This window comes from Pseudomonas savastanoi (assembly GCF_020917325.1).
Lineage (GTDB): Bacteria > Pseudomonadota > Gammaproteobacteria > Pseudomonadales > Pseudomonadaceae > Aquipseudomonas > Aquipseudomonas amygdali.
On sequence record NZ_CP076652.1, the window covers coordinates 803,874 to 825,215 of the forward strand.

Below are 21,342 nucleotides of genomic sequence, written 5' to 3' on the forward strand. Positions count from 1 at the left end.
CTCAGTTACGCACCCAGCGCTGTCTGCTCCAGCTGCTCAACGCGTCAACGGCGAACACCAGAATCAGCATCGCCAGAATCACGGTACTGGCCTGCGCTTCCTGAAACAGGCTGAGGCTGACGTACAGCATCTGCCCCAGCCCGCCCGCGCCGACAAAACCCAGCACGCTGGCCATGCGAATGTTGTTTTCCCAGCGGTACAGCGTGTAGGCCAGCAACTGCGGCCACAGGTTGGGCAGGGTGCCATAGCCGAATGCCTGCCAGGCGCTACCGCCTTGCAGACGAATGGCAGCGGCGGGCTCGGGCGCGGTGTTTTCCAGCGCTTCGGCAAACAGTCTGCCGAGCACGCCAGTGGTGTGCAGTGCAAGCGCCAGAGTGCCCGCGTTGGGTCCCAGGCCTGCAGCGAGCACCATCAATACGGCCCACACCAGTTCCGGAATGGCACGCAGTGCATTGAGCAGCAGACGACTCACGCTGCGCAACGGCCAGCCCAGGCGACCGGCAGCGGGCAATGCCAGCAACAAACCTGCGATGGCAGCCAGCAACGTGCCAAGTGCCGACATGGCCAGCGTTTCCAGAGCGCCCTGGCCGATTGCCTGCAAATGCTCACTGCTGAGGTCCGGGCTCATGAAGCGCAATGCGTAACGGCCCATCTGCGTCAGGTTGTCGTGACTGCCCAGGGTGAACAGGTCGAGGCCGAGGTACACAAACGATGCGATCACTGCCGCAATCATCGTCAGCACCAGCAGCAGATTGCCTGCGCGCTTCATGTGAACTGCCTGCGCAGCAAGCGGCTGAGCTGGTCGGCGAGCAGCACCAGCAGCAGGAAGGTCAGCAGCATGCTCGCCACTTCGTCACCGGCGAACATGCGCATCGACAGGTCGATCTGCTGACCCAGTCCGCCTGCGCCGACGAAACCCATGACCACCGAAGCGCGCACGGCGCACTCCCAGCGGTACACAGTGTAGGACGTCAATTCGGCGGCCGCGTTGGGCAGGATGCCGTAAGCCAGCGCGGTCAGCCGTCCGCTGCCGGCCTGGAGCAGGGCGTGGGCCGGGCGTTGGTCCACTGATTCGAAAATCTCCGCGTACACCTTACCGAGCATGCCTGCGTAAGTGATGGTGATGGCCAGCACGCCCGCCGTCGGACCCAGGCCGACCGCGCGCACGAACAGCAGCGCCCAGACGATTTCCGGCACGCTGCGCAGGAAGATCAATATGCCGCGCACCGGCCAGCGCAGGCATTGGCCGAGCCAGCCGGGACGCCCGCCGCGTGAGGCGGCCGACAGGGACAGCGCCTTGCTGGCGAGCAGGCTTGCCGGAACGGCCAGCAGCAGAGCAAGGGCGATGCCAGCCGTGGCGATAGCCAGGGTTTGCAATGTCGCCTCCAGCAACAGCCCGAGGAATTCCGCAGAGTGCGCCACAGGCCAGAACCCGGCGAGAAAGTTGCCCATCGTCCTGGCGTTATCGGCTTGCAGCAATACAAACGGGTTCAGTTCGGCCAGCCGAATGCCTGGCCAGAGCAGTGCGACAGCCAGCAGCGTCAGCAATAGGCGTGGCGTTGCCGCCGGGTCGCGCTGATCCCGACTCAGCATCGCGGTGTCCAGAGTGTTTCAGCCACATCCGGGGCGGGCTGAGGGCTCAGTTGTTCATTGGCATACAGGGTGTCGAGATGCTGCCGGTCGACCTCATTAGCGGCGAGATCGAAGTGAATTTGCCCGTCGCGCACCCCGATGATTCGCGGAAAGTGCGCCAGCGCCAGTTCCACCGCATGCAGGCTGGCGACCAGCGTCACGTGGTGCTCGATGGCGTGCTGACACAGTAGCGCCAGGGTGTGATCGGCCAGACGCGGGTCCATCGCCGAAACCGGCTCGTCGGCCAGCAGCAGTTCAGGTGCCTGATACAAGGCACGGGCAATGCCGACGCGTTGCAGCTGCCCGCCAGACAACTGCTGGCAGCGCTCGAACAATTTGTCTGCGAGGTCCAGACGTGCCAGCACTTCGCGGGTGCCGGGAACGTCCAGTGGGTGCAGCAGATTCAGCAGGCTTTTACCCAGCCCCCATTGACCAAGCTTGCCCGCCGACACCGCAGTGATGACCCGCTGGCGCGCGGGTAACGGCGGTGCCTGATGGACCAGCGCAATGCGGCTGCGCAGTCGCTGGCGGCGTTTGCTGGAGAGCTGCCAGGGATCAGCCCCCAGCACTTCCAGTTGTCCGGCACTGGGCGGCAACGCGCTGGCCAGCAGATTGAGCAGCGTTGTCTTGCCCGCACCCGACGGCCCGATGATCGCCACCCGCTCGCCGCGATCAATGCTCAGGTCCAGGTCGCGCAACGCCAGCGTGCCGTCGCTGTGGCGCAGTTCGATGCCGGACAGACGCAGGGTCATTTCAGCAGGTCGGCAGCGCGAGCGGCTTCTTCGATGCCTTTGTAGTTCTCTGGTTTGGTCTCGATGAAGCGGCTGGCAGCCTGAAGATCAAGGATTGCCTTCTGCTCCGGGTTGGCCGGGTCAAGGTCAAGGAAGGCCTGTTTGATCTTCGCCGCCAGCGCCGGGTCGAGGCTGCCGCGCACGGTCCAGTTGTAGTCGAAATAAGCCGGTGTGGTCTGGAAGACGTGAACCTTGTTGGTGTCGACCTTGCCGCTGGCGACCAGTTTGTCCCAGACGCTGGCGTTGAGCACGCCTGCATCGACCTTGCCCGCTTGAACCCAGGCAGCGGTCGCGTCATGCGCGCCGGAGTAGGCGACGCGGCTGAAGAACGTTTCCGGCTTGATGTTTTCCTTGAGCATGAAATAACGCGGCATCAGGCTGCCGGAAGTGGACGACACCGAGCCAAAGGCAAACGTCTTGCCCTTGAGGTCCGCCAGGGTTTTCACACTCGGATCGGAGGTGATGAATTTGCTGGTGAACTTGGCGTCCTGCTCACGCTGTACCAGCGGCACGGCGTTACCGGTCTTGAGGTTGACCTGAACGAAGGTGAAGCCGCCCAGCCAGGCCATGTCGAGCCGGTCAGTGGCCAGCGCCTCGACCACTGCCGGGTAATCGGCGACCGGAACGAACTCGACTTTCATGCCCAGGCGTTGTTCCAGATAGGCACCCAGCGGCTTGAACTTGCGTAGCAGTTCGGTGGGCGCTTCATCGGGAATGGCCGAGACGCGAAGGGTGTCGGCCGCATGGCTGGTCAGCGCGGAGAAGGACAGGGCAAGGCCGGCGGCGAGCGCCAGGGTACGCTTGAGCATGGAGGTTCTCCGGTTCAATAGCGGAAGAAGGATAAGGCAAAGCCCGCGTGCATCAGCAGGCGGCGCTTCACAGAATTCGGTGGTGATGCGCGGGGATTATAAGAGGCATGGCGAGAAAGGCCAGTTCAGCAGGTTCTTGGCCCCGAGGCACAACCGGTGGGCGATGCGGTTTGCGCTGATAAGGGAACAGCCCCTAGACTCCGCAGCCTGTTTCCCGGTAACCGAGAGTGTCGCGATGAACGAGCCAATCCGCCTGACCCAGTACAGTCACGGAGCAGGGTGTGGCTGCAAGATTTCCCCCAAGGTGCTGGACGTGATCCTCGCTGGCAGCGGCGCTCAGAACCTCGACCCCAAGCTCTGGGTCGGCAATGCCTCGCGCGATGACGCGGCGGTGTATGCACTGGATGACGAGCGCGGCGTGGTCTCGACCACTGACTTCTTCATGCCAATCGTCGATGACCCGTTCGACTTCGGCCGTATCGCCGCGACCAATGCCATTAGTGATATCTATGCGATGGGCGGCGATCCGCTGATGGCCATCGCCATCCTCGGCTGGCCGGTCAATATCCTCCCGCCAGAAGTGGCGCGTGAAGTCATTCGCGGTGGTCGTGCCGTCTGCGACGCTGCCGGTATTCCGCTGGCTGGCGGGCACTCCATCGATGCACCGGAGCCGATCTTCGGTCTGGCTGTAACTGGTGTGGTGCAGAAAAAGCACATGAAACGCAACGACACTGCCTTGGCGGGATGCACCTTGTACCTGACCAAGCCGTTGGGCATTGGCATCCTCACTACTGCCGAGAAAAAGTCGAAGTTGCGTGATGAAGACATCGGTCTGGCGCGCGACTGGATGTGCACCTTGAACAAGCCGGGCAGTCGCTTCGGCAAGCTGGCCGGGGTGCTGGCAATGACCGATGTCACGGGCTTCGGTCTGCTCGGGCATCTGGTTGAAATGGCTGATGGTGCAGGCTTGACCGCTCGTCTGGATTACGCCGCTGTACCGCGCCTGCCCGGCGTCGAGTATTACATTGCCGAGGGCTGTGTGCCGGGCGGCACGTTGCGCAATTTTGAAAGTTACGGCGACAGGATCGGCACACTGACCGACGCCCAGCGTGACCTGCTGTGTGATCCGCAGACCAGCGGCGGTTTGCTGGTCGCGGTCAGCCCTGAAGGTGAAGCCGAGTTTCTGATCGTGGCCGCCGAACTGGGTCTGCTGCTCAACCCTATCGGCACCCTGCACGAGCGACAGACCCACGCCGTCGAGGTGTTCTGATGGCCGACAACAGCAGCGACTACCGCGCGTTGTTTCTCAACGACGTGCCGATGATGGACGCTCGTGCTCCGGTGGAGTTTTCCAAGGGGGCTTTTCCTGGTGTGATCAACCTGCCGCTGATGAATGACATCGAGCGGCAGAAGGTCGGCACCTGCTACAAGCAACACGGCCAGGACGCCGCTATCCAGCTTGGGCATCAATTGGTCTGTGGTCAGGTCAAGGATGAACGCGTCAATGCGTGGGTCGAGTTCGCCAAGGCCAATCCGGATGGCTACCTGTATTGCTTTCGCGGCGGGCTGCGCTCGCAGACGGTACAGCGCTGGCTGAAGGATGCCGGGGTCGACTACCCACGGGTTCTTGGCGGTTACAAGGCGATGCGCACGTTCCTGCTGGATACCCTGCACGAGGCGGTGAGCGAATGCGAGATCGTCGTGCTCGGCGGAATGACCGGCACGGGCAAGACCGAAGTGTTGACGCAACTGCGCAACAGCCTGGACCTGGAAGCCATCGCCAACCACCGCGGCTCCAGCTTCGGCAAGCGTGCCACCGGGCAACCGGCGCAGATCGACTTCGAGAACCGGCTGGCCATCGACCTGCTCAAGAAGCGTGCAGCCGGTATCGAACAATTCGTCGTGGAAGATGAAAGCCGTCTGGTCGGCAGTTGCAACGTGCCGCTGGAGCTGCATCAAACAATGCAGGGCTGCCCGATGGTCTGGCTGGAAGACAGCTTCGAGAATCGCGTCGAGCGGATTCTCGATGATTACGTGATCAACCTCTGTGCAGAGTTCATAACCGTCAATGGCGAAGAGCAGGGCTTTGGCTTGTTTGCCGAGCGCCTGTTGCAAAGCCTGAACAACATTCACAAACGCCTCGGCGGCGAGCGTCACCAACGCCTGTCGGGCCTTATGCAGGCGGCGCTGGAAGAACAGCATCGTAGCGGTGCGGTTGATCTGCACCGAGGCTGGATCGAAGGGCTGCTCGGCGAGTACTACGACCCGATGTACGCTTACCAGCGCGAACACAAGGCGGCGCGTATCGAATTCGCAGGTGATCAAGCGCAAGTGCTGGCCTACCTGCGCGAGCGCTCAGTAAAAGGTTAAGCCTCGACCTCTATCCATCTGGCAAGGGACGCCATGCACTCGATTCTCGATTTCTATCAAACGCTGGGCTGGGGCCTTTCGGCTCTGGTGATCGGCACCTTTCTGCTGGCCGGAACGGTCAAGGGTGTCATCGGCCTGGGCTTGCCCACGGTGGCAATGGGGTTGCTGGGACTGGCCATGCTGCCGGCGCAGGCTGCGGCGCTACTGATCATCCCGTCGACGTTCACCAATGTCTGGCAACTGGCGACGGGTGGCAATCTGCGGCCTTTGCTGAAGCGGCTATGGCCGATGCTGAGCATGATTTTCATCGGCACTCTGGCCGGGGCGTTCTGGCTGGGCATGAGTGGCGGTCATTCAATGACCCGCGCGTTGGGTGGCGCGTTGTTTCTCTACGCACTGAGCGGGCTGTTTTTGCCGACCTTCAGGGTTGCTGCCGCTGCCGAGCGCTGGTTGGGCCCGCTGTGCGGTTTGATCACCGGGGTTATCGCTTCGGCCACTGGGGTATTCGTGATTCCCGTGGTGCCTTATCTGCAGGCGCTGGGGCTTGAGCGCGACCAGTTGGTCCAGGCGCTGGGGTTGTCCTTCACCGTCTCGACGCTGGCGCTGGCGGCGGGTCTGTCGTGGAACGGCACGCTGGGCGGCGCGGAACTGGGCGCATCCACGCTGGCGCTGATTCCGGCCCTGTTGGGCATGCTGCTGGGGCAATGGCTGCGCCAGCGAGTCAGTGCGGTGCTGTTCAAGCGCGTGTTCTTCATCGGCATGGGCCTTTTGGGGCTGCACCTGTTGATAAAAGGTTGAGCCTGATGGGGTAAACCTGTCTTCATCCGCTCACGCATTTCGCTCAATAGTCATCGCGCCATTCGTGACTGTGAGGCAAGAGTATTTTGCCCTTCGCTGTCTTACTCACAGGCGCGCATCTCTTTACTCTCGGCTCATCCATTAATCACCTCTATCTCAGCCTCAAAACGGGCGGGGTCGGGTAGCGAGAGATCAGCCATGAAAAAAGTATTGTTCCTCAACGGCGGCAAGCAGTTCGCGCACTCCGATGGTCGCTACAACGCGACCCTGCACGAGGCAGGCGTAGCGTTCATGGACCGCGCCGGTTTTGATGTGAAGGAAACCTTCATCGACGGCGGTTACAACGTGGCCGAGGAAGTGCAGAAGTTTCTCTGGGCTGATGCCATCGTCTGGCAGATGCCTGGCTGGTGGATGGGTGCGCCGTGGACAGTGAAAAAATACATTGATGAAGTGTTCACTGAAGGGCACGGCAGCCTGTACGCCAATGACGGCCGCACCCGTTCGGATGCGTCGCAGACGTATGGCAGCGGTGGCTTGCTGCAGGGCAAGCAATACATGATTTCCGCGACCTGGAATGCGCCACAGAAAGCCTTCGATGACGCTTCTGATTTCTTCGAGGCCAAGGGTGTCGACGCGGTGTACTTCCCGTTTCACAAGGCCAACGAGTTTCTGGGTATGACCGGGCTGCCGACGTTTCTGGCAGTGGACGTGATGAAAATGCCCAATATCGAAGCGGATGTGCAGCGTTACCAGGCTCATCTGGCCAAGGTGTTTGCTGCGCAGTGAGCGCAACCTTTGCACTGAACAGCGTTAATATCCCCTGAGTGTTGAGCAGGGGACAACAATGAAAGCCCGATCCGATGAGTTACAGGTGTTTGTCTCGGTTATCGAAAGCGGTTCGATTTCCGCAGCGGCAGAGAAAATGGGCCAGACGCCCTCCGGTGTCAGCCGTACCCTGTCGCGTCTGGAAGCCAAGCTTGAAACCACGCTGATCAACCGCACCACGCGGCGCATGGACTTGACCGAGGAGGGCAAGTTCTTTCTGGAGCGTGCGCGTCACATCCTTGAGCAGATGGAAAGCCTGGAAGAAAGGCTCTCTTCCTCCCGGCAGACGCCCGCCGGCCGTTTGCGTGTCAATGCCGCGTCACCGTTCATGCTGCATTGCATCGTGCCGCATGTGGCGGAGTTTCGTCAGCGCTACCCGGACATCGAACTGGAGCTCAACAGCGATGACTGGTTCATCGACCTGCTTGAGCAGAGCACCGATATCGCCATTCGAATCGGCGCGCTGCCTGACTCGACCCTGCATGCCCGCTCGCTGGGCAGTTGCCCGCTGAATATCGTTGCCAGCCCGGCCTACCTGCAACGCCACGGCACCCCGAAAACCGCAGAAGAACTGGCGCAGCACGTATTGGTGGGTTTCACACACGTAGAATTTCTTAATCAATGGCCGTTGCGCCACGCTGAAGGCGATCGCCTGTCCATCAAGCCTGCCATCTCGGCATCCAGCGGTGACACCTTGCGCCATCTGGTCCTGGAGGGCGTGGGCATCGCCTGTCTTTCCGACTTCATGACCCGTGATGACCTGCGCGAGGGGCGGCTGGTCTGTCTGTTGAAAGGCGCCAACAGTGGCTATCGCCAGCCGATTCATGCCGTGTACTACCGCAATTCGCGACTGGCGCTGAGGATTCAGTGTTTTCTGGATTTCATGCAGGAGAAGCTTGCTGGCTACATACACTGAAGGTGCTTGAGCGCGGTGGGCGTTGTGCGCAGGTAATAAAAAGCCCGTCACGCCGGACGGGCTTTTCGGCTGCGATGGCTGTCAGTGTGTGCGGGCGACCGCAAACTCGCTCAGCTCGACCAGTGCATCCCGGTACTCGCTGGGCGGCAGGGCGTCCAGACAGGCAATCGCGCGGGCGGCATAGTCACGGGCCAGTTGTGCGGTGTAGTCCAGCGCTCCGGCGCTTTCCACGGCATTGCGAATGCTTTCCAGGTCTTCCAGACCACCTTTCTGGATCGCCTGACGAACCAGTGCGGCCTGCTCCGGGCTGCCTTCACGCATGGTGTAGATCAGCGGCAGGGTAGGCTTGCCTTCGGCGAGGTCGTCGCCGACGTTCTTGCCCAGGGTTTCGGCATCGCCACGGTAGTCCAGCAGGTCATCGACCAGCTGGAAAGCCACGCCCAGGTGGTCGCCGAAGGTGCGCAGCGCTTCGCTCTGTACCTCTGATGCGTTGCACAGGGCTGCGGCACTGTGAGTCGAGGCTTCGAACAGCATGGCTGTCTTGCCGCGAATCACTTCCATGTAGGTTTCTTCAGTGGTGCTGGCGTCGCGAATCTTCGACAACTGCAGCACTTCGCCTTCGGCAATGATACGGGTCGCCTTGGACAGGATTCTCATGACTTCCATCGAGCCCAGTTCGACCATCATTTCGAACGAGCGCGAATACAGGAAGTCGCCGACCAGCACGCTGGGCGCATTGCCCCACAGCGCGTTGGCGGTGGATCGACCGCGACGCATGCCGGACATGTCGACGACGTCGTCATGCAGCAGGGTTGCGGTGTGGAGGAATTCGATGGTGGCGGCCAGCAGGCGAAGGTCATCGCCTTCGCGGCCCAGCGCCTTGCCACACAGCAGTACCAGCAACGGACGCAGACGCTTGCCGCCTGCCGACGTAATGTAATCACCGATTTTCGAGACCAGCGGTACGCGCGACGTCAGTTGCTTTTTGATGATAAGGTCAACGGCACTAAAGTCGTCCGCCACCGCGCGATAGAAGGCTTGGGGTTGCATCAGCGACACGTGCTCCGGATAGGTTGCGCCGCATGCTAGGTCGCGGGGTAGAGCGTGTCAAGGTATGACGACCCGCCTCTTGCAACACACGAACGCCTTGCGTACAATCGCGCACCCTAACTTTCCTGGGCAGCACCTGCCTTACGCAATGCAAACGGGCCGTTCCAGCCCCATGCAGCCATGCCAGCCGATACTCTTCTTATAAAGAGCTGGGTGAGCAGGATTTTCGGAGAAATACCATGTACGCAGTAATTGTTACCGGTGGCAAGCAGTACAAAGTCGCCCCAGGTGAATACCTGAAAATTGAAAAACTGGAAATCGCTACTGGCGAATCCGTCACTTTCGACCGCGTTCTGCTGGTTGGCAATGGCGACGACGTCAACATCGGTGCTCCAGTTGTTGCTGGCGCTACCGTTGTGGCTGAAGTGGTTTCGCAAGGTCGTCACGATAAGGTTCGTATCATCAAGTTCCGTCGTCGTAAGCACCACATGAAGCGTATGGGCCACCGCCAGTGGTACACCGAGATCAAAATCACAGGTATTCAGGCTTAATTCAGCCTAATCCTCATTTGGAGAATTGACTCATGGCACACAAAAAAGCTGGTGGTAGTACCCGTAACGGGCGCGACTCAGAAGCCAAACGCCTTGGCGTGAAGATGTATGGCGGCCAGGCTATCATTCCTGGCAACATCATCGTGCGTCAGCGCGGTACCCAATTCCACGCTGGCTACGGCGTTGGCATGGGTAAAGATCACACCCTGTTCGCGAAAGTGGAAGGCGTGATCAAGTTTCAGGTCAAGGGCGCCTTCGGTCGCCGCTACGTGAGCATCGTTCCGAAGACTGAAGTCTCCGCAGCGTAATCACGCAGTTGCTTAAAAGCCCTGTCTTGCGACGGGGCTTTTTTGTTTGTAGAGGTAGAGAGGCAGGTGAGTCTCTTGCAAAACTGTTTGTGCGGGCTGTTGTGATGTTGACCCTTGGGGTCGCTGGTTTCTGATCGGTATCGCAACGCTCATTTTTGCAAGAGTCTTATGTAATTTATGTGGTTCTGCTCGTCCCTGTGGCGGGAGGCGTGCGTTATGAAATTTGTAGATGAAGTATCCATTCGAGTAAAAGCCGGTGACGGCGGCAACGGTTGCATGAGCTTCCGTCGCGAGAAATTCATTGAAAACGGTGGTCCGAACGGCGGTGATGGTGGTGATGGCGGCTCGATCTTCATGGTCGCCGACGTCAACCTTAATACGCTGGTCGACTACCGTTATACCCGTCACTTCGACGCTGAGCGCGGCTCCAATGGCGGCAGCGCAGACTGCACGGGTCGCAAGGGTGAAGAGCTGGTGCTGCGTGTACCGGTCGGGACCACCATCATCGACGCCACTACTCAGGAAATCATTGGTGACCTGACCAAGGACGGTCAGCGCCTGATGGTTGCCCAGGGCGGCTGGCACGGTCTGGGTAACACCCGATTCAAATCCAGTACCAACCGCGCTCCGCGTCAGACCACGCCGGGCAAGCCAGGTGATCAGCGTGATCTCAAGCTTGAGCTGAAAGTGCTGGCTGACGTTGGTTTGCTGGGCTTGCCAAACGCTGGCAAGAGCACCTTCATTCGTTCGGTATCCGCCGCCAAGCCAAAAGTCGCCGACTATCCATTTACCACGCTGGTGCCAAACCTGGGCGTGGTCAGTGTTGATCGCTGGAAGAGCTTTGTGGTGGCTGACATTCCAGGCCTGATCGAGGGTGCATCCGATGGTGCTGGTCTGGGGATTCGCTTCCTCAAGCATCTGGCGCGTACCCGCCTGCTGCTGCACCTCGTCGATATGGCACCGCTGGATGAAAGCAGTGCTCCGGATGCCGCCGAAGTGATCGTCAACGAGCTGGAAAAATTCAGCCCGTCGCTGGCCGAGCGTGATCGCTGGCTGGTGCTGAACAAGTGCGACCAGATCCTTGAAGAAGAGCAGGAAGCGCGCAAGCAGGAGATCGTTGATCGCCTGGAGTGGACTGGCCCTGTTTACGTGATCTCTGCGATTGCCAAAGAAGGTACCGAGCAGTTGACCCGCGACATCATGCGTTACCTCGAAGAGCGCAGCCAGCGTATCGCCGAGGAGCCTGGCTACGCTGAAGAGCTGGCCGAGCTGGATCAGCGCATCGAAGACGAGGCCCGTGCCCAGTTGCAGGCGCTGGACGATCAGCGTGCACTGCGTCGCAGCGGCGTGAAGAGCGTGCATGACATCGGTGACGATGACTGGGATGAAGAAGACGTGGACGATGAAGATGGTCCGGAAATCATTTACGTCCGTGACTGATCGCTTGAAGTAAACTTGAACGCCGCTACGATTGTCAGCGGCGTTTTTGTATCCCGAATTTGAAAATCTCTGGCTAAGGTTGGAAGAAGATGCGCAGCAAAGTGACGGGCGCCCAGCGCTGGGTTGTGAAGATTGGCAGTGCCTTGCTGACCGCGGATGGCAAGGGCCTGGATCGCAACGCCATGGGTGTTTGGGTGGAGCAGATGGTGGCGCTGCATGAGGTGGGTGTCGAGCTGGTGCTGGTGTCTTCCGGGGCGGTGGCTGCCGGTATGAGCCGTCTTGGCTGGACGGCCCGACCCAGTGCCATGCATGAGCTTCAGGCTGCTGCGGCCATCGGTCAGATGGGCTTGGTGCAAGCGTGGGAGTCGAGCTTTGCCGAGCATGGCCGGCATACCGCGCAAATTCTGCTGACCCACGATGACCTGTCAGACCGCAAGCGCTACCTCAATGCCCGCAGCACCCTGCGCACGCTGGTCGAGCTTGGGGTTGTCCCGGTCATCAACGAAAACGACACAGTGGTCACTGACGAAATCCGTTTCGGCGACAACGATACGCTGGCGGCGCTGGTTGCCAATCTGGTCGAGGCCGATCTGCTGGTCATCCTGACTGACCGCGACGGCATGTTCGACGCTGATCCGCGCAACAACCCGGATGCGCAACTCATTTACGAAGCGCGCGCCGATGACCCTGCGCTGGATGCGGTTGCTGGTGGTACAGGCGGCGCACTGGGGCGCGGCGGTATGCAGACCAAGTTGCGTGCTGCGCGACTGGCGGCGCGTTCCGGTGCGCATACTGTCATTGTCGGTGGGCGTATCGAGCGTGTGCTGGCGCGGCTCAAGGGTGGCGAGCGTTTGGGTACATTGCTGTCTCCTGAGCGCGGCATGCTCGCGGCGCGCAAGCAATGGTTGGCAGGGCACCTGCAAACTCGCGGCACGCTGGTGCTGGACGATGGCGCTGTTGCGGCGCTGGCCAAGGATCAGAAAAGCCTGCTGCCGGTGGGTGTCAAGCTGGTCCAGGGCAGCTTTCGGCGTGGCGAGATGGTCGTCTGCGTCGCCCCGGACGGTCGCGAAATCGCTCGTGGGCTGAGCAACTACAGTGCCATCGAAGCCCAGAAAATCATTGGTCACTCTTCCGAATCCATCGTGCGCGAGCTGGGCTATATGGCCGAGCCCGAGCTGATTCATCGGGACAACCTGATCCTCGTCTGACTCGAGGCTGCAAAAAAGGACTATTTGATGCGCTTCATGAAAGGTTTATTGGCAGCTGCGTTGCTGATGCCGGTGTTGGCCTCGGCCGAGGAGATCGGTCAGGTGTCGACGGTGTTCAAGATGGTCGGGCCAAACGACCGCATTGTGGTCGAGGCGTTTGACGATCCCAAGGTCGACGGCGTGACGTGCTACCTGTCACGCGCCAAGACCGGTGGCGTGAGGGGTGGTCTGGGATTGGCCGAGGACCGTGCCGAGGCGTCTATCGCCTGTCGTCAGGTCGGGCCTATACGCTTCAAGGAAACCCTCAAGGACGGCGACGAGGTGTTCAAGGAGCGTACCTCGCTGGTCTTCAAGACCATGCAGGTGGTGCGGTTCTTCGACAAGAAGCGCAACGCGCTGGTGTACCTGGTCTACAGCGACCGGGTCATCGAAGGCAGCCCGCAGAATGCCGTGACCGCAATCCCGATCCTGCCATGGACAACCGCGCCCGCGCCTTGATGTGGCGCAGGGGTGGACGCAGAGCGTCCAGAACGGCATGCCGATGCGGAGCGTCGCACGATAGTTGAATTATCGTTCCTCACGCTCCAGCGTGGGAAAATGCCTGTCGTGACGCTCTGCGTCACAGGTTTCCGTTGACCGGCTACTTTCCAGCAGGCAATAAAAAACCGACCCTGAGGTCGGTTTTTTAACAAGCGGGTCGCTTAGGCTGCAGCAGCAAGGCTCAGAGCCTTGATGTGACCGTTCAGACGACCTTTATGGCGAGCAGCCTTGTTCTTGTGGATGATGCCTTTATCGGCCATACGGTCGATAACAGGAACAGCTAGAACATAAGCGGCTTGCGCTTTTTCTGCGTCTTTTGCGTCGATGGCTTTAACTACATTCTTGATGTAGGTACGAACCATGGAACGCAGGCTGGCGTTGTGGCTGCGACGCTTCTCAGCCTGTTTTGCACGTTTTTTGGCGGAAGGTGTGTTGGCCACCGTCGAGCTCCTCGAAAGACTTTGTGAAATAGCAAACAAAATAGGCCGCGAATCATGCCGATGAGTTGAAGTCTTGTCAAGGGCAGTTAAGGTGTTCCGCTGAGTGGTTGCTACATTTGACCGGAGGATTTATTTCCGGCCTGTGACCTGTAAACTCGCGGCCTTTGCTTCGGGCGTTTTTGCGGCGCGAAGTATCGCATAAATGGCTGGCTTAATCGCCCATCCTTTGCCAAGGCGCACAACTCTTTCAATGAATCTACTCAAGTCACTCGCCGCCGTAAGCTCTATCACCATGGTTTCCCGGGTTCTGGGCTTTGTTCGCGACACCATCATCGCGCGCACTTTCGGAGCCGGAATGGCCACGGATGCGTTCTTTATTGCCTTCAAACTGCCCAATCTACTGCGCCGGATTTTCGCAGAGGGCGCTTTTTCCCAGGCGTTCGTGCCTATTCTGGCGGAATACAAGAGCCAGCAAGGGGACGAGGCGACTCGCACCTTTGTCGCCTACGTCACCGGGTTGCTGACCCTGGCGCTGGCCCTGGTCACGCTGCTCGGGGTGATCTTTGCGCCCTGGGTGATCTGGGCTACTGCACCCGGCTTTGTCGACACCCCGGAGAAATTCGCGCTCACCTCGGACCTGCTGCGGGTGACCTTTCCTTATATATTGCTGATCTCCCTGTCATCGATGGCCGGCGCGATCCTCAACACCTGGAACCGCTTCTCGGTGCCGGCGTTCGTGCCCACGTTGCTCAACGTCAGCATGATTTTCTTCGCGCTGTTCCTGACGCCGTATTTCGATCCGCCGGTCATGGCGCTGGGCTGGGCGGTTCTGGTGGGGGGGCTGCTGCAACTGCTTTACCAACTGCCGCACCTGAAAAAGATCGGCATGCTGGTGCTGCCGCGTCTGAATCTGCGCGACACCGGGGTATGGCGGGTAATGAAGCAGATGCTGCCTGCCATCCTTGGCGTTTCTGTCAGTCAGATTTCTCTGATCATCAACACGATATTTGCCTCGTTCCTTGTCGCCGGTTCGGTGTCATGGATGTACTACGCCGACCGTCTGATGGAATTACCCTCCGGCGTGCTGGGTGTGGCGCTGGGTACAATCCTGCTGCCGATCCTGTCGAAAACCTACGCGCAGCGCGATCGTCAGGAATATTCGCGGATTCTCGACTGGGGCCTGCGACTGTGTTTCGTGCTGGTCCTGCCTTGCACATTGGCGCTGGGGTTGCTCGCCGAGCCGTTGACCGTTTCGTTGTTCCAGTATGGTAGATTCGATGCGCTTGATTCGGCCATGACCCAACGTGCTCTGGTTGCCTATTCAGTCGGCTTGCTGGGGATCATCCTGATCAAAGTGCTGGCCCCCGGCTTTTATGCGCAACAAAATATTCGCACCCCGGTGAAAATCGCGATCTTCACCCTCATAGTGACCCAGTTGCTCAATCTGGCCTTCATCGTGCCCTTGCAGCATGCCGGTCTGGCGCTGGCCATCAGTGTGGGGGCGTGTATCAACGCCGGGTTGCTGTTCTGGCAGTTGCGCAAACAGGATCTCTTTCAGCCGCAACCTGGCTGGACGGTGTTTTTATTGAAACTGGTGGTCGCTGTTGCGGCGATGTCGGCTGTGCTGCTCGGGCTCATGCACGTCATGCCGGCGTGGGATGAAGGTCACATGCTGGAGCGTTTTCTGCGTCTGGGTGCGCTGGTTGCGGCGGGTGTCGTGACTTACTTCGCCATGCTTCTGTTGCTGGGCTTTCGCCTGAGGGATTTCGCCCGCAAGGCCATTATGTAGGCCCCGTTTGATCGTTGTTTTCCGGGGGCACGCCAAGAACCTTCATCCGGTCTTGGTGTGTTGCCTGTCGCCCACGGCCGTGTGTGGTTATAATCGGCCACTTTATGAGCAAGAAGTGCGTTATGCAGCTGGTTAGAGGCCTTCACAACCTGCGCCCCGAACATCGGGGCTGCGTCGCCACGATTGGCAATTTCGACGGCGTTCACCGCGGCCACCAGGCTATCCTGGCGCGTCTGCGCGAGCGTGCCGTCGAATTGGGTGTGCCCAGCTGTGTGGTGATTTTCGAGCCGCAGCCGCGTGAGTTCTTTGCACCCGAGACCGCTCCGGCACGTCTGGCCCGCCTGCGTGACAAGCTCGAGCTGCTGAGTGCCGAAGGCGTTGACCGGGTACTTTGCCTGTCCTTCAATCAGCGACTGTGCAAGCTGAGTGCGGCGAGTTTCGTCGAAACCGTGCTGATCGACGGCCTCGGCGTTCAGCACCTCGAAGTGGGCGACGATTTTCGCTTCGGTTTTGACCGGGTCGGCGATTTCGACTTCCTGCAACAGGCCGGCACGACGTATGGATTTACTGTAGAGGCGGCGCAGACCGTTGAAATAGATGGCATCCGGGTCAGCAGTACCAAGGTACGCAAGGCCTTGGCTGCGTCGGATTTTGCCCTGGCCGAGCGCATGCTTGGTCGTCCGTTCCCGATCACTGGACGGGTATTGCATGGTCAGAAGCTGGCGCGTCAATTGGGTACGCCCACCGCCAATGTGCAACTCAAGCGTCGTCGTGTGCCGTTGAGCGGGGTTTACCTGGTCAGCACGGACATCGACGGCAAAACCTGGCCGGGGGTCGCCAACATCGGCGTGCGCCCGACAGTAGCGGGTGATGGCAGTGCCCACCTTGAAGTGCACCTTCTGGATTTTGCCGGCGACCTTTACGACCGGCGTTTGACGGTGGCTTTCCACCACAAGCTGCGTGATGAGCAGCGTTTCGCCTCACTGGAGGCGCTCAAGACGGCGATCAATGCGGACGTCGCCGCCGCCCGTGCCCATTGGCATGGCTAACCGCTAAACAAGAGCCTGAAATGACTGACTATAAAGCCACGCTAAATCTTCCGGACACCGCCTTCCCTATGAAGGCCGGCCTGCCCCAGCGCGAGCCGCAAACTCTGCAGCGCTGGGACAGCATTGGCCTGTACCAGAAGCTGCGCGAGATTGGCAAGGATCGTCCCAAGTTCGTCCTGCACGACGGTCCTCCGTACGCCAACGGCAATATTCACATCGGTCATGCGGTCAACAAGATTCTCAAGGACATGATCCTGCGTTCCAAGACCCTGGCGGGCTTCGATGCCCCGTATGTGCCGGGCTGGGACTGCCACGGTCTGCCGATCGAGCACAAGGTTGAAGTGACTCACGGCAAGAACCTCTCCGCAGACCGTACGCGTGAGCTGTGCCGCGCCTATGCGTCCGAGCAGATCGAAGGCCAGAAATCCGAGTTCATCCGCCTGGGTGTGTTGGGTGACTGGAGCAATCCGTACCTGACCATGAACTTCGCCAACGAAGCCGGGGAAATCCGCGCGCTGGCCGAGATGGTCAAGGGCGGTTTCGTCTTCAAAGGCCTCAAGCCGGTCAACTGGTGTTTCGATTGCGGCTCGGCACTGGCTGAAGCCGAAGTCGAGTATCAGGACAAAAAGTCCTCGACCATCGACGTGGCGTTCCCGATCGCCGATGAAGCGAAACTGGCAGCCGCGTTCGGCGTGCCTTCGCTGGGCAAACCTGCCTCCATCGTGATCTGGACCACCACACCGTGGACCATCCCTGCCAACCAGGCGCTGAACGTCCACCCTGAATTCGAATACGCGCTGGTCGATGTCGGCGACAAACTGCTGGTGCTGGCTTCCGAACTGGTCGAAAGCTGTCTGGCCCGTTACAAGCTGGAAGGCACGGTCATCGCGACCACCACCGGCCAGGCGCTGGAGCTGATCAACTTCCGCCACCCGTTCTACGACCGCCTGTCGCCAGTCTATCTGGCTGACTATGTCGAGCTGGGTGCCGGCACCGGTATCGTTCACTCCTCGCCTGCCTATGGCGTAGACGACTTCAATATCTGCAAGCAGTACGGCCTTAGCAACGACGACATCATCAGTCCGGTGCAGAGCAACGGCGTATATGTCGAATCGCTGGAGTTCTTCGGTGGCCAGTTCATCTTCAAGGCCAACCAGAACATCATCGACAAGCTGGTCGAAGTCGGCAGCCTGATGGACACCGAAACCATCAGCCACAGCTACATGCACTGCTGGCGCCACAAGTCGCCACTGATCTACCGCGCCACTGCTCAGTGGTTCGTGGGCATGGACAAGCAGCCTGAGAGCGGCGAGACCCTGCGCAAGCGTGCGGTCAAGGCCATCGAAGACACTGAGTTCGTTCCGGCCTGGGGCCAGGCGCGCCTGCACTCGATGATCGCTAACCGTCCTGACTGGTGCATCTCGCGTCAGCGCAACTGGGGCGTGCCGATTCCGTTCTTCCTGCACAAGGAAAGCGGCGACCTGCACCCACGCACCGTCGAGCTGATGGAAGAAGTGGCTCTGCGCGTCGAGAAAGAGGGTATCGAAGCCTGGTTCAAGCTGGACGCCAGCGAGCTGCTGGGTGACGAGGCTGCCAAGTACGACAAGATCTCCGACACCCTGGACGTCTGGTTCGACTCGGGCACCACGCACTGGCACGTATTGCGCGGTTCGCATCCGATGGGCCATGAAAGCGGTCCACGTGCCGATCTGTATCTCGAAGGCTCCGACCAGCACCGTGGCTGGTTCCATTCGTCGCTGCTGACCGGTTGCATGCTGGACGACCACGCACCATATCGCGAGCTGCTGACCCACGGGTTTGTGGTCGACGAGAACGGCCGCAAGATGTCCAAGTCGCTGAACAACGTAGTGGCACCGCAGAAGGTCAACGACTCGCTGGGTGCGGACATCATGCGCCTGTGGGTATCGGCGACTGACTATTCGGGCGAAATGGCGGTTTCCGACCAGATCCTGCAGCGCAGCGCCGATGCTTACCGTCGTATCCGCAACACTGCGCGCTTCCTGCTCTCCAACCTGTCGGGCTTCAACCCGGCAACCGACATCCTGCCGGCTGAAGAAATGCTCGCGCTGGACCGTTGGGCCGTGGACCGCACGCTGCTGCTGCAACGCGAGCTGCAAGAGCATTACGGCGAATACCGCTTCTGGAACGTGTACTCGAAGATCCACAACTTCTGCGTGCAGGAGCTGGGTGGTTTCTACCTCGACATCATCAAGGATCGTCAGTACACCACGGCTGCCGACAGCACCGCGCGTCGTTCCTGCCAGACCGCACTGTTCCACATCTCCGAAGCGCTGGTGCGCTGGATCGCGCCGATCCTGGCGTTCACTGCAGACGAGTTGTGGCAGTTCCTGCCGGGCGAGCGCAACGAATCGGTGATGCTCAACACCTGGTATGAAGGCCTGACTGAAATGCCTGCCGACTTCGAAATGGACCGCGCCTACTGGGAGCGGATCATGGCGGTGAAAACCTCGGTCAACAAGGAAATGGAAAACCTGCGCGCGGCCAAGGCGATTGGCGGCAACCTGCAGGCCGAAGTGACCCTGTACGCTGAAGATTCGCTGGTCGCCGACCTGTCGAAGCTGAGCAACGAACTGCGCTTCGTGCTGATCACCTCGACGGCCAGCGTTGCTCCGCTTGTGTCGGCTCCGGCTGATGCGGTGGTCACCGAGGTCGCGGGTCTGAAGCTCAAGGTGCTCAAGTCCAGCCATGCCAAGTGTGCCCGTTGCTGGCACCACCGCGAGGATGTGGGTGTAAACCCTGAGCATCCAGAAATCTGCGGCCGTTGTGTAGACAACATCAGCGGTGCAGGCGAGGTGCGTCACTATGCCTGACACCTCGTTTGGCCGTCTGGCCTGGCTGTGGTTGAGCGTGCTGGTTCTGGTCATTGACCAGGCCAGCAAGTATTACTTCGAGAACGCCTTGAGCCTGTATCAACAGATCATTGTGATTCCGGACTTCTTCAGCTGGACCCTGGCCTACAACACCGGTGCTGCCTTCAGTTTTCTGGCAGACGGTGCCGGATGGCAGCGCTGGTTGTTTGCCCTGATCGCCATTGTGGTCAGTGCCGTGCTGGTCGTCTGGCTCAAGCGTCTGGGGCGCGACGATACATGGCTGGCTGTTGCATTGGCGCTGGTACTCGGCGGCGCGCTGGGCAACCTTTACGACCGTATCGTGCTGGGCCATGTGATCGACTTCATTCTGGTCCACTGGCAGAACCGCTGGTACTTTCCGGCGTTCAACGTCGCCGACAGCGCGATCACTGTCGGCGCAATCATGCTGGCGCTGGATATGTTCAAGAGCAAGAAAACCGGAGAAACCGTCAATGACTGAGCAGTCGTCGACTCAAGACTCGTCTGGCGAGCTGCGCATCGGTCAGAATACGCAGGTCACCTTGCACTTCGCCCTGCGTCTGGAAAACGGCGATACCGTCGACAGCACCTTCGAAAAGGCCCCGGCCACGTTCAAGGTTGGTGACGGCAACCTGTTGCCCGGTTTCGAAATGGCGATTTTCGGCTTCAAGGCGGGTGACCGAAAGACCGTCGAGATTCTGCCGGAAAACGCCTTTGGTCAGCCCAACCCACAAAACGTGCAGATCATGCCACGCTCGCAGTTTGTGGGAATGGAACTGTCCGAAGGGTTGCTGGTGATCTTCAATGACGCCGCCAATACCGAGTTGCCCGGCGTGGTGAAAGCATTCGATGATGATCAGGTCACCATTGACTTCAATCACCCGCTGGCAGGCAAGACTCTGAGCTTTGAAGTGGAAATCTTCGAAGTGAAGGCGATTCTGGCTTCCTGACCTTCGCCATCAAGCCCGGCCCAGGCCGGGCTGCCCGTACCAACCATGAGGCACAGCATGCAAATCAAACTCGCCAACCCCCGCGGCTTTTGTGCCGGAGTGGACCGCGCGATCGAAATCGTCAATCGCGCTCTGGAAGTGTTTGGTCCGCCGATTTATGTGCGCCATGAAGTCGTTCACAACAAATTTGTCGTCGAAGACCTGCGCTCTCGCGGTGCGATCTTCGTCGAAGAGCTGGACCAGGTGCCGGATGACGTCATTGTCATCTTCAGCGCCCACGGTGTTTCCCAGGCGGTGCGCACCGAAGCAGCTGGCCGTGGCCTGAAAGTATTCGATGCCACCTGTCCGCTGGTGACCAAGGTGCATATCGAGGTTGCCCGTTACAGCCGTGACGGCCGCGAGTGCATCCTGATCGGCCACGCCGGTCACCCGGAAGTCGAAGGCACCATGGGCCAGTACGACGCCAGCAATGGCGGCGCGATCTATCTGGTCGAAGACGAAGCGGACGTTGCCAGCCTGCAGGTGCGCAACCCCGATTCCCTGGCGTTCGTGACCCAGACCACCTTGTCGATGGATGACACCAGCCGGGTGATCGACGCCTTGCGCAAGCGCTTCCCGGCCATTGGCGGGCCGCGCAAGGACGACATCTGCTACGCCACGCAAAACCGTCAGGATGCGGTCAAGCAACTGGCCGACGAGTGTGACGTGGTGTTGGTAGTGGGCAGCCCGAACAGCTCCAACTCCAACCGCCTGCGCGAGCTGGCCGAGCGCATGGCGACTCCGGCGTACCTCATCGACGGTGCCGAGGACATGCAACAAGGCTGGTTCGACGGTGTAGAGCGTATCGGCATCACTGCGGGCGCCTCGGCCCCCGAAGTGCTGGTGCGCGGCGTGATCCAGCAATTGCAGGCCTGGGGCGCGACCGGTGCGGATGAGCTTGCCGGCCGCGAGGAGAACATCACCTTCTCCATGCCCAAGGAATTGCGCGTCAAGTCGCTGCTCTGAG

The 21,342-nt window shown here is 60.1% G+C and carries 22 protein-coding genes; 16 read left to right on the forward strand and 6 right to left on the reverse strand.

Translation table 11 applies throughout. From position 1 onward, the window contains the following. Position 1 precedes the first annotated feature (1 nt). The 4 genes from phnE to KP808_RS03480 are packed head-to-tail and all read right to left on the reverse strand — an operon-like array spanning position 2 to position 3,232. Positions 2 to 769: a phosphonate ABC transporter, permease protein PhnE gene (gene phnE, locus KP808_RS03465; RefSeq protein ID WP_058408755.1), complete on the reverse strand. Its 768-nt coding sequence runs from the start codon at positions 767 to 769 to the stop codon at positions 2 to 4. Further along, complete coding sequence (locus KP808_RS03470) at positions 766 to 1,593, reverse strand: PhnE/PtxC family ABC transporter permease (RefSeq protein ID WP_230017445.1); 828 nt, start codon at positions 1,591 to 1,593, stop codon at positions 766 to 768. The genes phnE and KP808_RS03470 overlap by 4 nt, the downstream gene beginning before the upstream one ends. Then, the gene (locus KP808_RS03475; protein ID WP_219170906.1) at positions 1,587 to 2,384 is read right to left on the reverse strand and encodes a phosphonate ABC transporter ATP-binding protein; all 798 of its coding nucleotides are present in this window, start codon (positions 2,382 to 2,384) and stop codon (positions 1,587 to 1,589) included. The genes KP808_RS03470 and KP808_RS03475 overlap by 7 nt, the downstream gene beginning before the upstream one ends. Continuing rightward, entirely contained in the window at positions 2,381 to 3,232 is an 852-nt protein-coding gene (locus tag KP808_RS03480; RefSeq protein ID WP_058408752.1) for a putative selenate ABC transporter substrate-binding protein, read from the reverse strand. The genes KP808_RS03475 and KP808_RS03480 overlap by 4 nt, the downstream gene beginning before the upstream one ends. A 235-nt stretch (positions 3,233 to 3,467) precedes the next feature. Between KP808_RS03480 and selD the strand changes: the two genes are divergently transcribed. The 5 genes from selD to KP808_RS03505 all read left to right on the forward strand — a co-directional run bounded on the left by selD (position 3,468) and on the right by KP808_RS03505 (position 8,141). Beyond that, the gene (selD, locus tag KP808_RS03485) at positions 3,468 to 4,502 is read left to right on the forward strand and encodes a selenide, water dikinase SelD (protein WP_230017446.1); all 1,035 of its coding nucleotides are present in this window, start codon (positions 3,468 to 3,470) and stop codon (positions 4,500 to 4,502) included. Next, positions 4,502 to 5,602, forward strand: a complete 1,101-nt coding sequence (gene mnmH / locus KP808_RS03490) for a tRNA 2-selenouridine(34) synthase MnmH (protein ID WP_230017447.1) — start codon at positions 4,502 to 4,504, stop codon at positions 5,600 to 5,602. Before selD ends, mnmH begins: the two co-directional genes overlap by 1 nt. Positions 5,603 to 5,635: 33 nt before the next feature. Beyond that, positions 5,636 to 6,400: a sulfite exporter TauE/SafE family protein gene (locus KP808_RS03495; protein ID WP_230017448.1), complete on the forward strand. Its 765-nt coding sequence runs from the start codon at positions 5,636 to 5,638 to the stop codon at positions 6,398 to 6,400. A gap of 198 nt (positions 6,401 to 6,598) precedes the next feature. Beyond that, the gene (locus KP808_RS03500; protein ID WP_230017449.1) at positions 6,599 to 7,186 is read left to right on the forward strand and encodes an NAD(P)H-dependent oxidoreductase; all 588 of its coding nucleotides are present in this window, start codon (positions 6,599 to 6,601) and stop codon (positions 7,184 to 7,186) included. Positions 7,187 to 7,244: 58 nt separating this feature from the next. Further along, positions 7,245 to 8,141, forward strand: coding sequence for a LysR family transcriptional regulator (locus KP808_RS03505; protein WP_058408748.1), 897 nt, complete (start codon positions 7,245 to 7,247; stop codon positions 8,139 to 8,141). Between the two features lie 81 nt (positions 8,142 to 8,222). Here KP808_RS03505 and KP808_RS03510 read toward each other — a convergent pair whose 3' ends face one another. Then, the gene (locus KP808_RS03510; RefSeq protein ID WP_058400303.1) at positions 8,223 to 9,191 is read right to left on the reverse strand and encodes a polyprenyl synthetase family protein; all 969 of its coding nucleotides are present in this window, start codon (positions 9,189 to 9,191) and stop codon (positions 8,223 to 8,225) included. A gap of 239 nt (positions 9,192 to 9,430) precedes the next feature. Between KP808_RS03510 and rplU the strand changes: the two genes are divergently transcribed. The 5 genes from rplU to KP808_RS03535 all read left to right on the forward strand — a co-directional run bounded on the left by rplU (position 9,431) and on the right by KP808_RS03535 (position 13,196). After that, positions 9,431 to 9,742, forward strand: a complete 312-nt coding sequence (gene rplU, locus KP808_RS03515) for a 50S ribosomal protein L21 (protein WP_002551971.1) — start codon at positions 9,431 to 9,433, stop codon at positions 9,740 to 9,742. Positions 9,743 to 9,774: 32 nt separating this feature from the next. Further along, positions 9,775 to 10,050, forward strand: a complete 276-nt coding sequence (gene rpmA, locus KP808_RS03520) for a 50S ribosomal protein L27 (RefSeq protein WP_002551972.1) — start codon at positions 9,775 to 9,777, stop codon at positions 10,048 to 10,050. 216 nt (positions 10,051 to 10,266) lie between these two features. Beyond that, positions 10,267 to 11,490 (forward strand): Obg family GTPase CgtA, encoded by a 1,224-nt coding sequence (gene cgtA / locus KP808_RS03525; protein WP_002551973.1) that lies wholly within the window; start codon positions 10,267 to 10,269, stop codon positions 11,488 to 11,490. A gap of 89 nt (positions 11,491 to 11,579) precedes the next feature. Beyond that, entirely contained in the window at positions 11,580 to 12,698 is a 1,119-nt protein-coding gene (gene proB / locus KP808_RS03530; protein WP_230017450.1) for a glutamate 5-kinase, read from the forward strand. 27 nt (positions 12,699 to 12,725) lie between these two features. After that, positions 12,726 to 13,196 carry a CreA family protein gene (locus tag KP808_RS03535; protein ID WP_058408746.1) on the forward strand — a complete coding sequence of 157 codons (471 nt, stop codon included), beginning with the start codon at positions 12,726 to 12,728 and terminating at the stop codon, positions 13,194 to 13,196. 203 nt (positions 13,197 to 13,399) lie between these two features. Here the strand turns inward: KP808_RS03535 and rpsT are convergent, their stop codons facing one another. After that, positions 13,400 to 13,678 (reverse strand): 30S ribosomal protein S20, encoded by a 279-nt coding sequence (gene rpsT / locus KP808_RS03540; protein ID WP_003344603.1) that lies wholly within the window; start codon positions 13,676 to 13,678, stop codon positions 13,400 to 13,402. A 250-nt stretch (positions 13,679 to 13,928) separates the two neighbouring features. On the opposite strand from rpsT, the gene murJ reads away from it, so the two are divergent. The 6 genes from murJ (at position 13,929) to ispH (ending at position 21,341) form a co-directional block, all read left to right on the forward strand. Continuing rightward, a complete protein-coding gene (gene murJ / locus KP808_RS03545; protein WP_219170911.1) occupies positions 13,929 to 15,467 on the forward strand; it encodes a murein biosynthesis integral membrane protein MurJ in 1,539 nt (512 codons plus the stop codon). 122 nt (positions 15,468 to 15,589) lie between these two features. After that, positions 15,590 to 16,516, forward strand: coding sequence for a bifunctional riboflavin kinase/FAD synthetase (ribF, locus tag KP808_RS03550; RefSeq protein WP_230017451.1), 927 nt, complete (start codon positions 15,590 to 15,592; stop codon positions 16,514 to 16,516). A gap of 20 nt (positions 16,517 to 16,536) precedes the next feature. Continuing rightward, a complete protein-coding gene (ileS, locus tag KP808_RS03555; RefSeq protein ID WP_230017452.1) occupies positions 16,537 to 19,368 on the forward strand; it encodes an isoleucine--tRNA ligase in 2,832 nt (943 codons plus the stop codon). Beyond that, positions 19,361 to 19,867, forward strand: a complete 507-nt coding sequence (gene lspA, locus KP808_RS03560; RefSeq protein ID WP_004667306.1) for a signal peptidase II — start codon at positions 19,361 to 19,363, stop codon at positions 19,865 to 19,867. The genes ileS and lspA overlap by 8 nt, the downstream gene beginning before the upstream one ends. Beyond that, positions 19,860 to 20,336 (forward strand): FKBP-type peptidyl-prolyl cis-trans isomerase, encoded by a 477-nt coding sequence (locus KP808_RS03565; protein WP_122259795.1) that lies wholly within the window; start codon positions 19,860 to 19,862, stop codon positions 20,334 to 20,336. Before lspA ends, KP808_RS03565 begins: the two co-directional genes overlap by 8 nt. Before the next feature lie 57 nt (positions 20,337 to 20,393). Further along, complete coding sequence (ispH, locus tag KP808_RS03570) at positions 20,394 to 21,341, forward strand: 4-hydroxy-3-methylbut-2-enyl diphosphate reductase (RefSeq protein ID WP_122281637.1); 948 nt, start codon at positions 20,394 to 20,396, stop codon at positions 21,339 to 21,341. Position 21,342 lies beyond the last annotated feature (1 nt).

Bases quoted from the DNA above. Each gene is read 5' to 3' on its own strand.
- proB (WP_230017450.1), top strand. From the start codon at position 11,580: ATGCGCAGCAAAGTGACGGGCGCCCAGCGCTGGGTTGTGAAGATTGGC.
- KP808_RS03495 (WP_230017448.1), top strand. From the start codon at position 5,636: ATGCACTCGATTCTCGATTTCTATCAAACGCTGGGCTGGGGCCTTTCG.
- KP808_RS03480 (WP_058408752.1), bottom strand. From the start codon at position 3,232: ATGCTCAAGCGTACCCTGGCGCTCGCCGCCGGCCTTGCCCTGTCCTTC.
- phnE (WP_058408755.1), bottom strand. From the start codon at position 769: ATGAAGCGCGCAGGCAATCTGCTGCTGGTGCTGACGATGATTGCGGCA.
- KP808_RS03535 (WP_058408746.1), top strand. From the start codon at position 12,726: ATGCGCTTCATGAAAGGTTTATTGGCAGCTGCGTTGCTGATGCCGGTG.
- selD (WP_230017446.1), top strand. From the start codon at position 3,468: ATGAACGAGCCAATCCGCCTGACCCAGTACAGTCACGGAGCAGGGTGT.
- lspA (WP_004667306.1), top strand. From the start codon at position 19,361: ATGCCTGACACCTCGTTTGGCCGTCTGGCCTGGCTGTGGTTGAGCGTG.
- KP808_RS03470 (WP_230017445.1), bottom strand. From the start codon at position 1,593: ATGCTGAGTCGGGATCAGCGCGACCCGGCGGCAACGCCACGCCTATTG.
- KP808_RS03475 (WP_219170906.1), bottom strand. From the start codon at position 2,384: ATGACCCTGCGTCTGTCCGGCATCGAACTGCGCCACAGCGACGGCACG.
- cgtA (WP_002551973.1), top strand. From the start codon at position 10,267: ATGAAATTTGTAGATGAAGTATCCATTCGAGTAAAAGCCGGTGACGGC.
- ileS (WP_230017452.1), top strand. From the start codon at position 16,537: ATGACTGACTATAAAGCCACGCTAAATCTTCCGGACACCGCCTTCCCT.
- ribF (WP_230017451.1), top strand. From the start codon at position 15,590: ATGCAGCTGGTTAGAGGCCTTCACAACCTGCGCCCCGAACATCGGGGC.
- KP808_RS03510 (WP_058400303.1), bottom strand. From the start codon at position 9,191: ATGCAACCCCAAGCCTTCTATCGCGCGGTGGCGGACGACTTTAGTGCC.
- ispH (WP_122281637.1), top strand. From the start codon at position 20,394: ATGCAAATCAAACTCGCCAACCCCCGCGGCTTTTGTGCCGGAGTGGAC.
- rplU (WP_002551971.1), top strand. From the start codon at position 9,431: ATGTACGCAGTAATTGTTACCGGTGGCAAGCAGTACAAAGTCGCCCCA.
- KP808_RS03505 (WP_058408748.1), top strand. From the start codon at position 7,245: ATGAAAGCCCGATCCGATGAGTTACAGGTGTTTGTCTCGGTTATCGAA.
- KP808_RS03565 (WP_122259795.1), top strand. From the start codon at position 19,860: ATGACTGAGCAGTCGTCGACTCAAGACTCGTCTGGCGAGCTGCGCATC.
- mnmH (WP_230017447.1), top strand. From the start codon at position 4,502: ATGGCCGACAACAGCAGCGACTACCGCGCGTTGTTTCTCAACGACGTG.
- murJ (WP_219170911.1), top strand. From the start codon at position 13,929: ATGAATCTACTCAAGTCACTCGCCGCCGTAAGCTCTATCACCATGGTT.
- KP808_RS03500 (WP_230017449.1), top strand. From the start codon at position 6,599: ATGAAAAAAGTATTGTTCCTCAACGGCGGCAAGCAGTTCGCGCACTCC.
- rpmA (WP_002551972.1), top strand. From the start codon at position 9,775: ATGGCACACAAAAAAGCTGGTGGTAGTACCCGTAACGGGCGCGACTCA.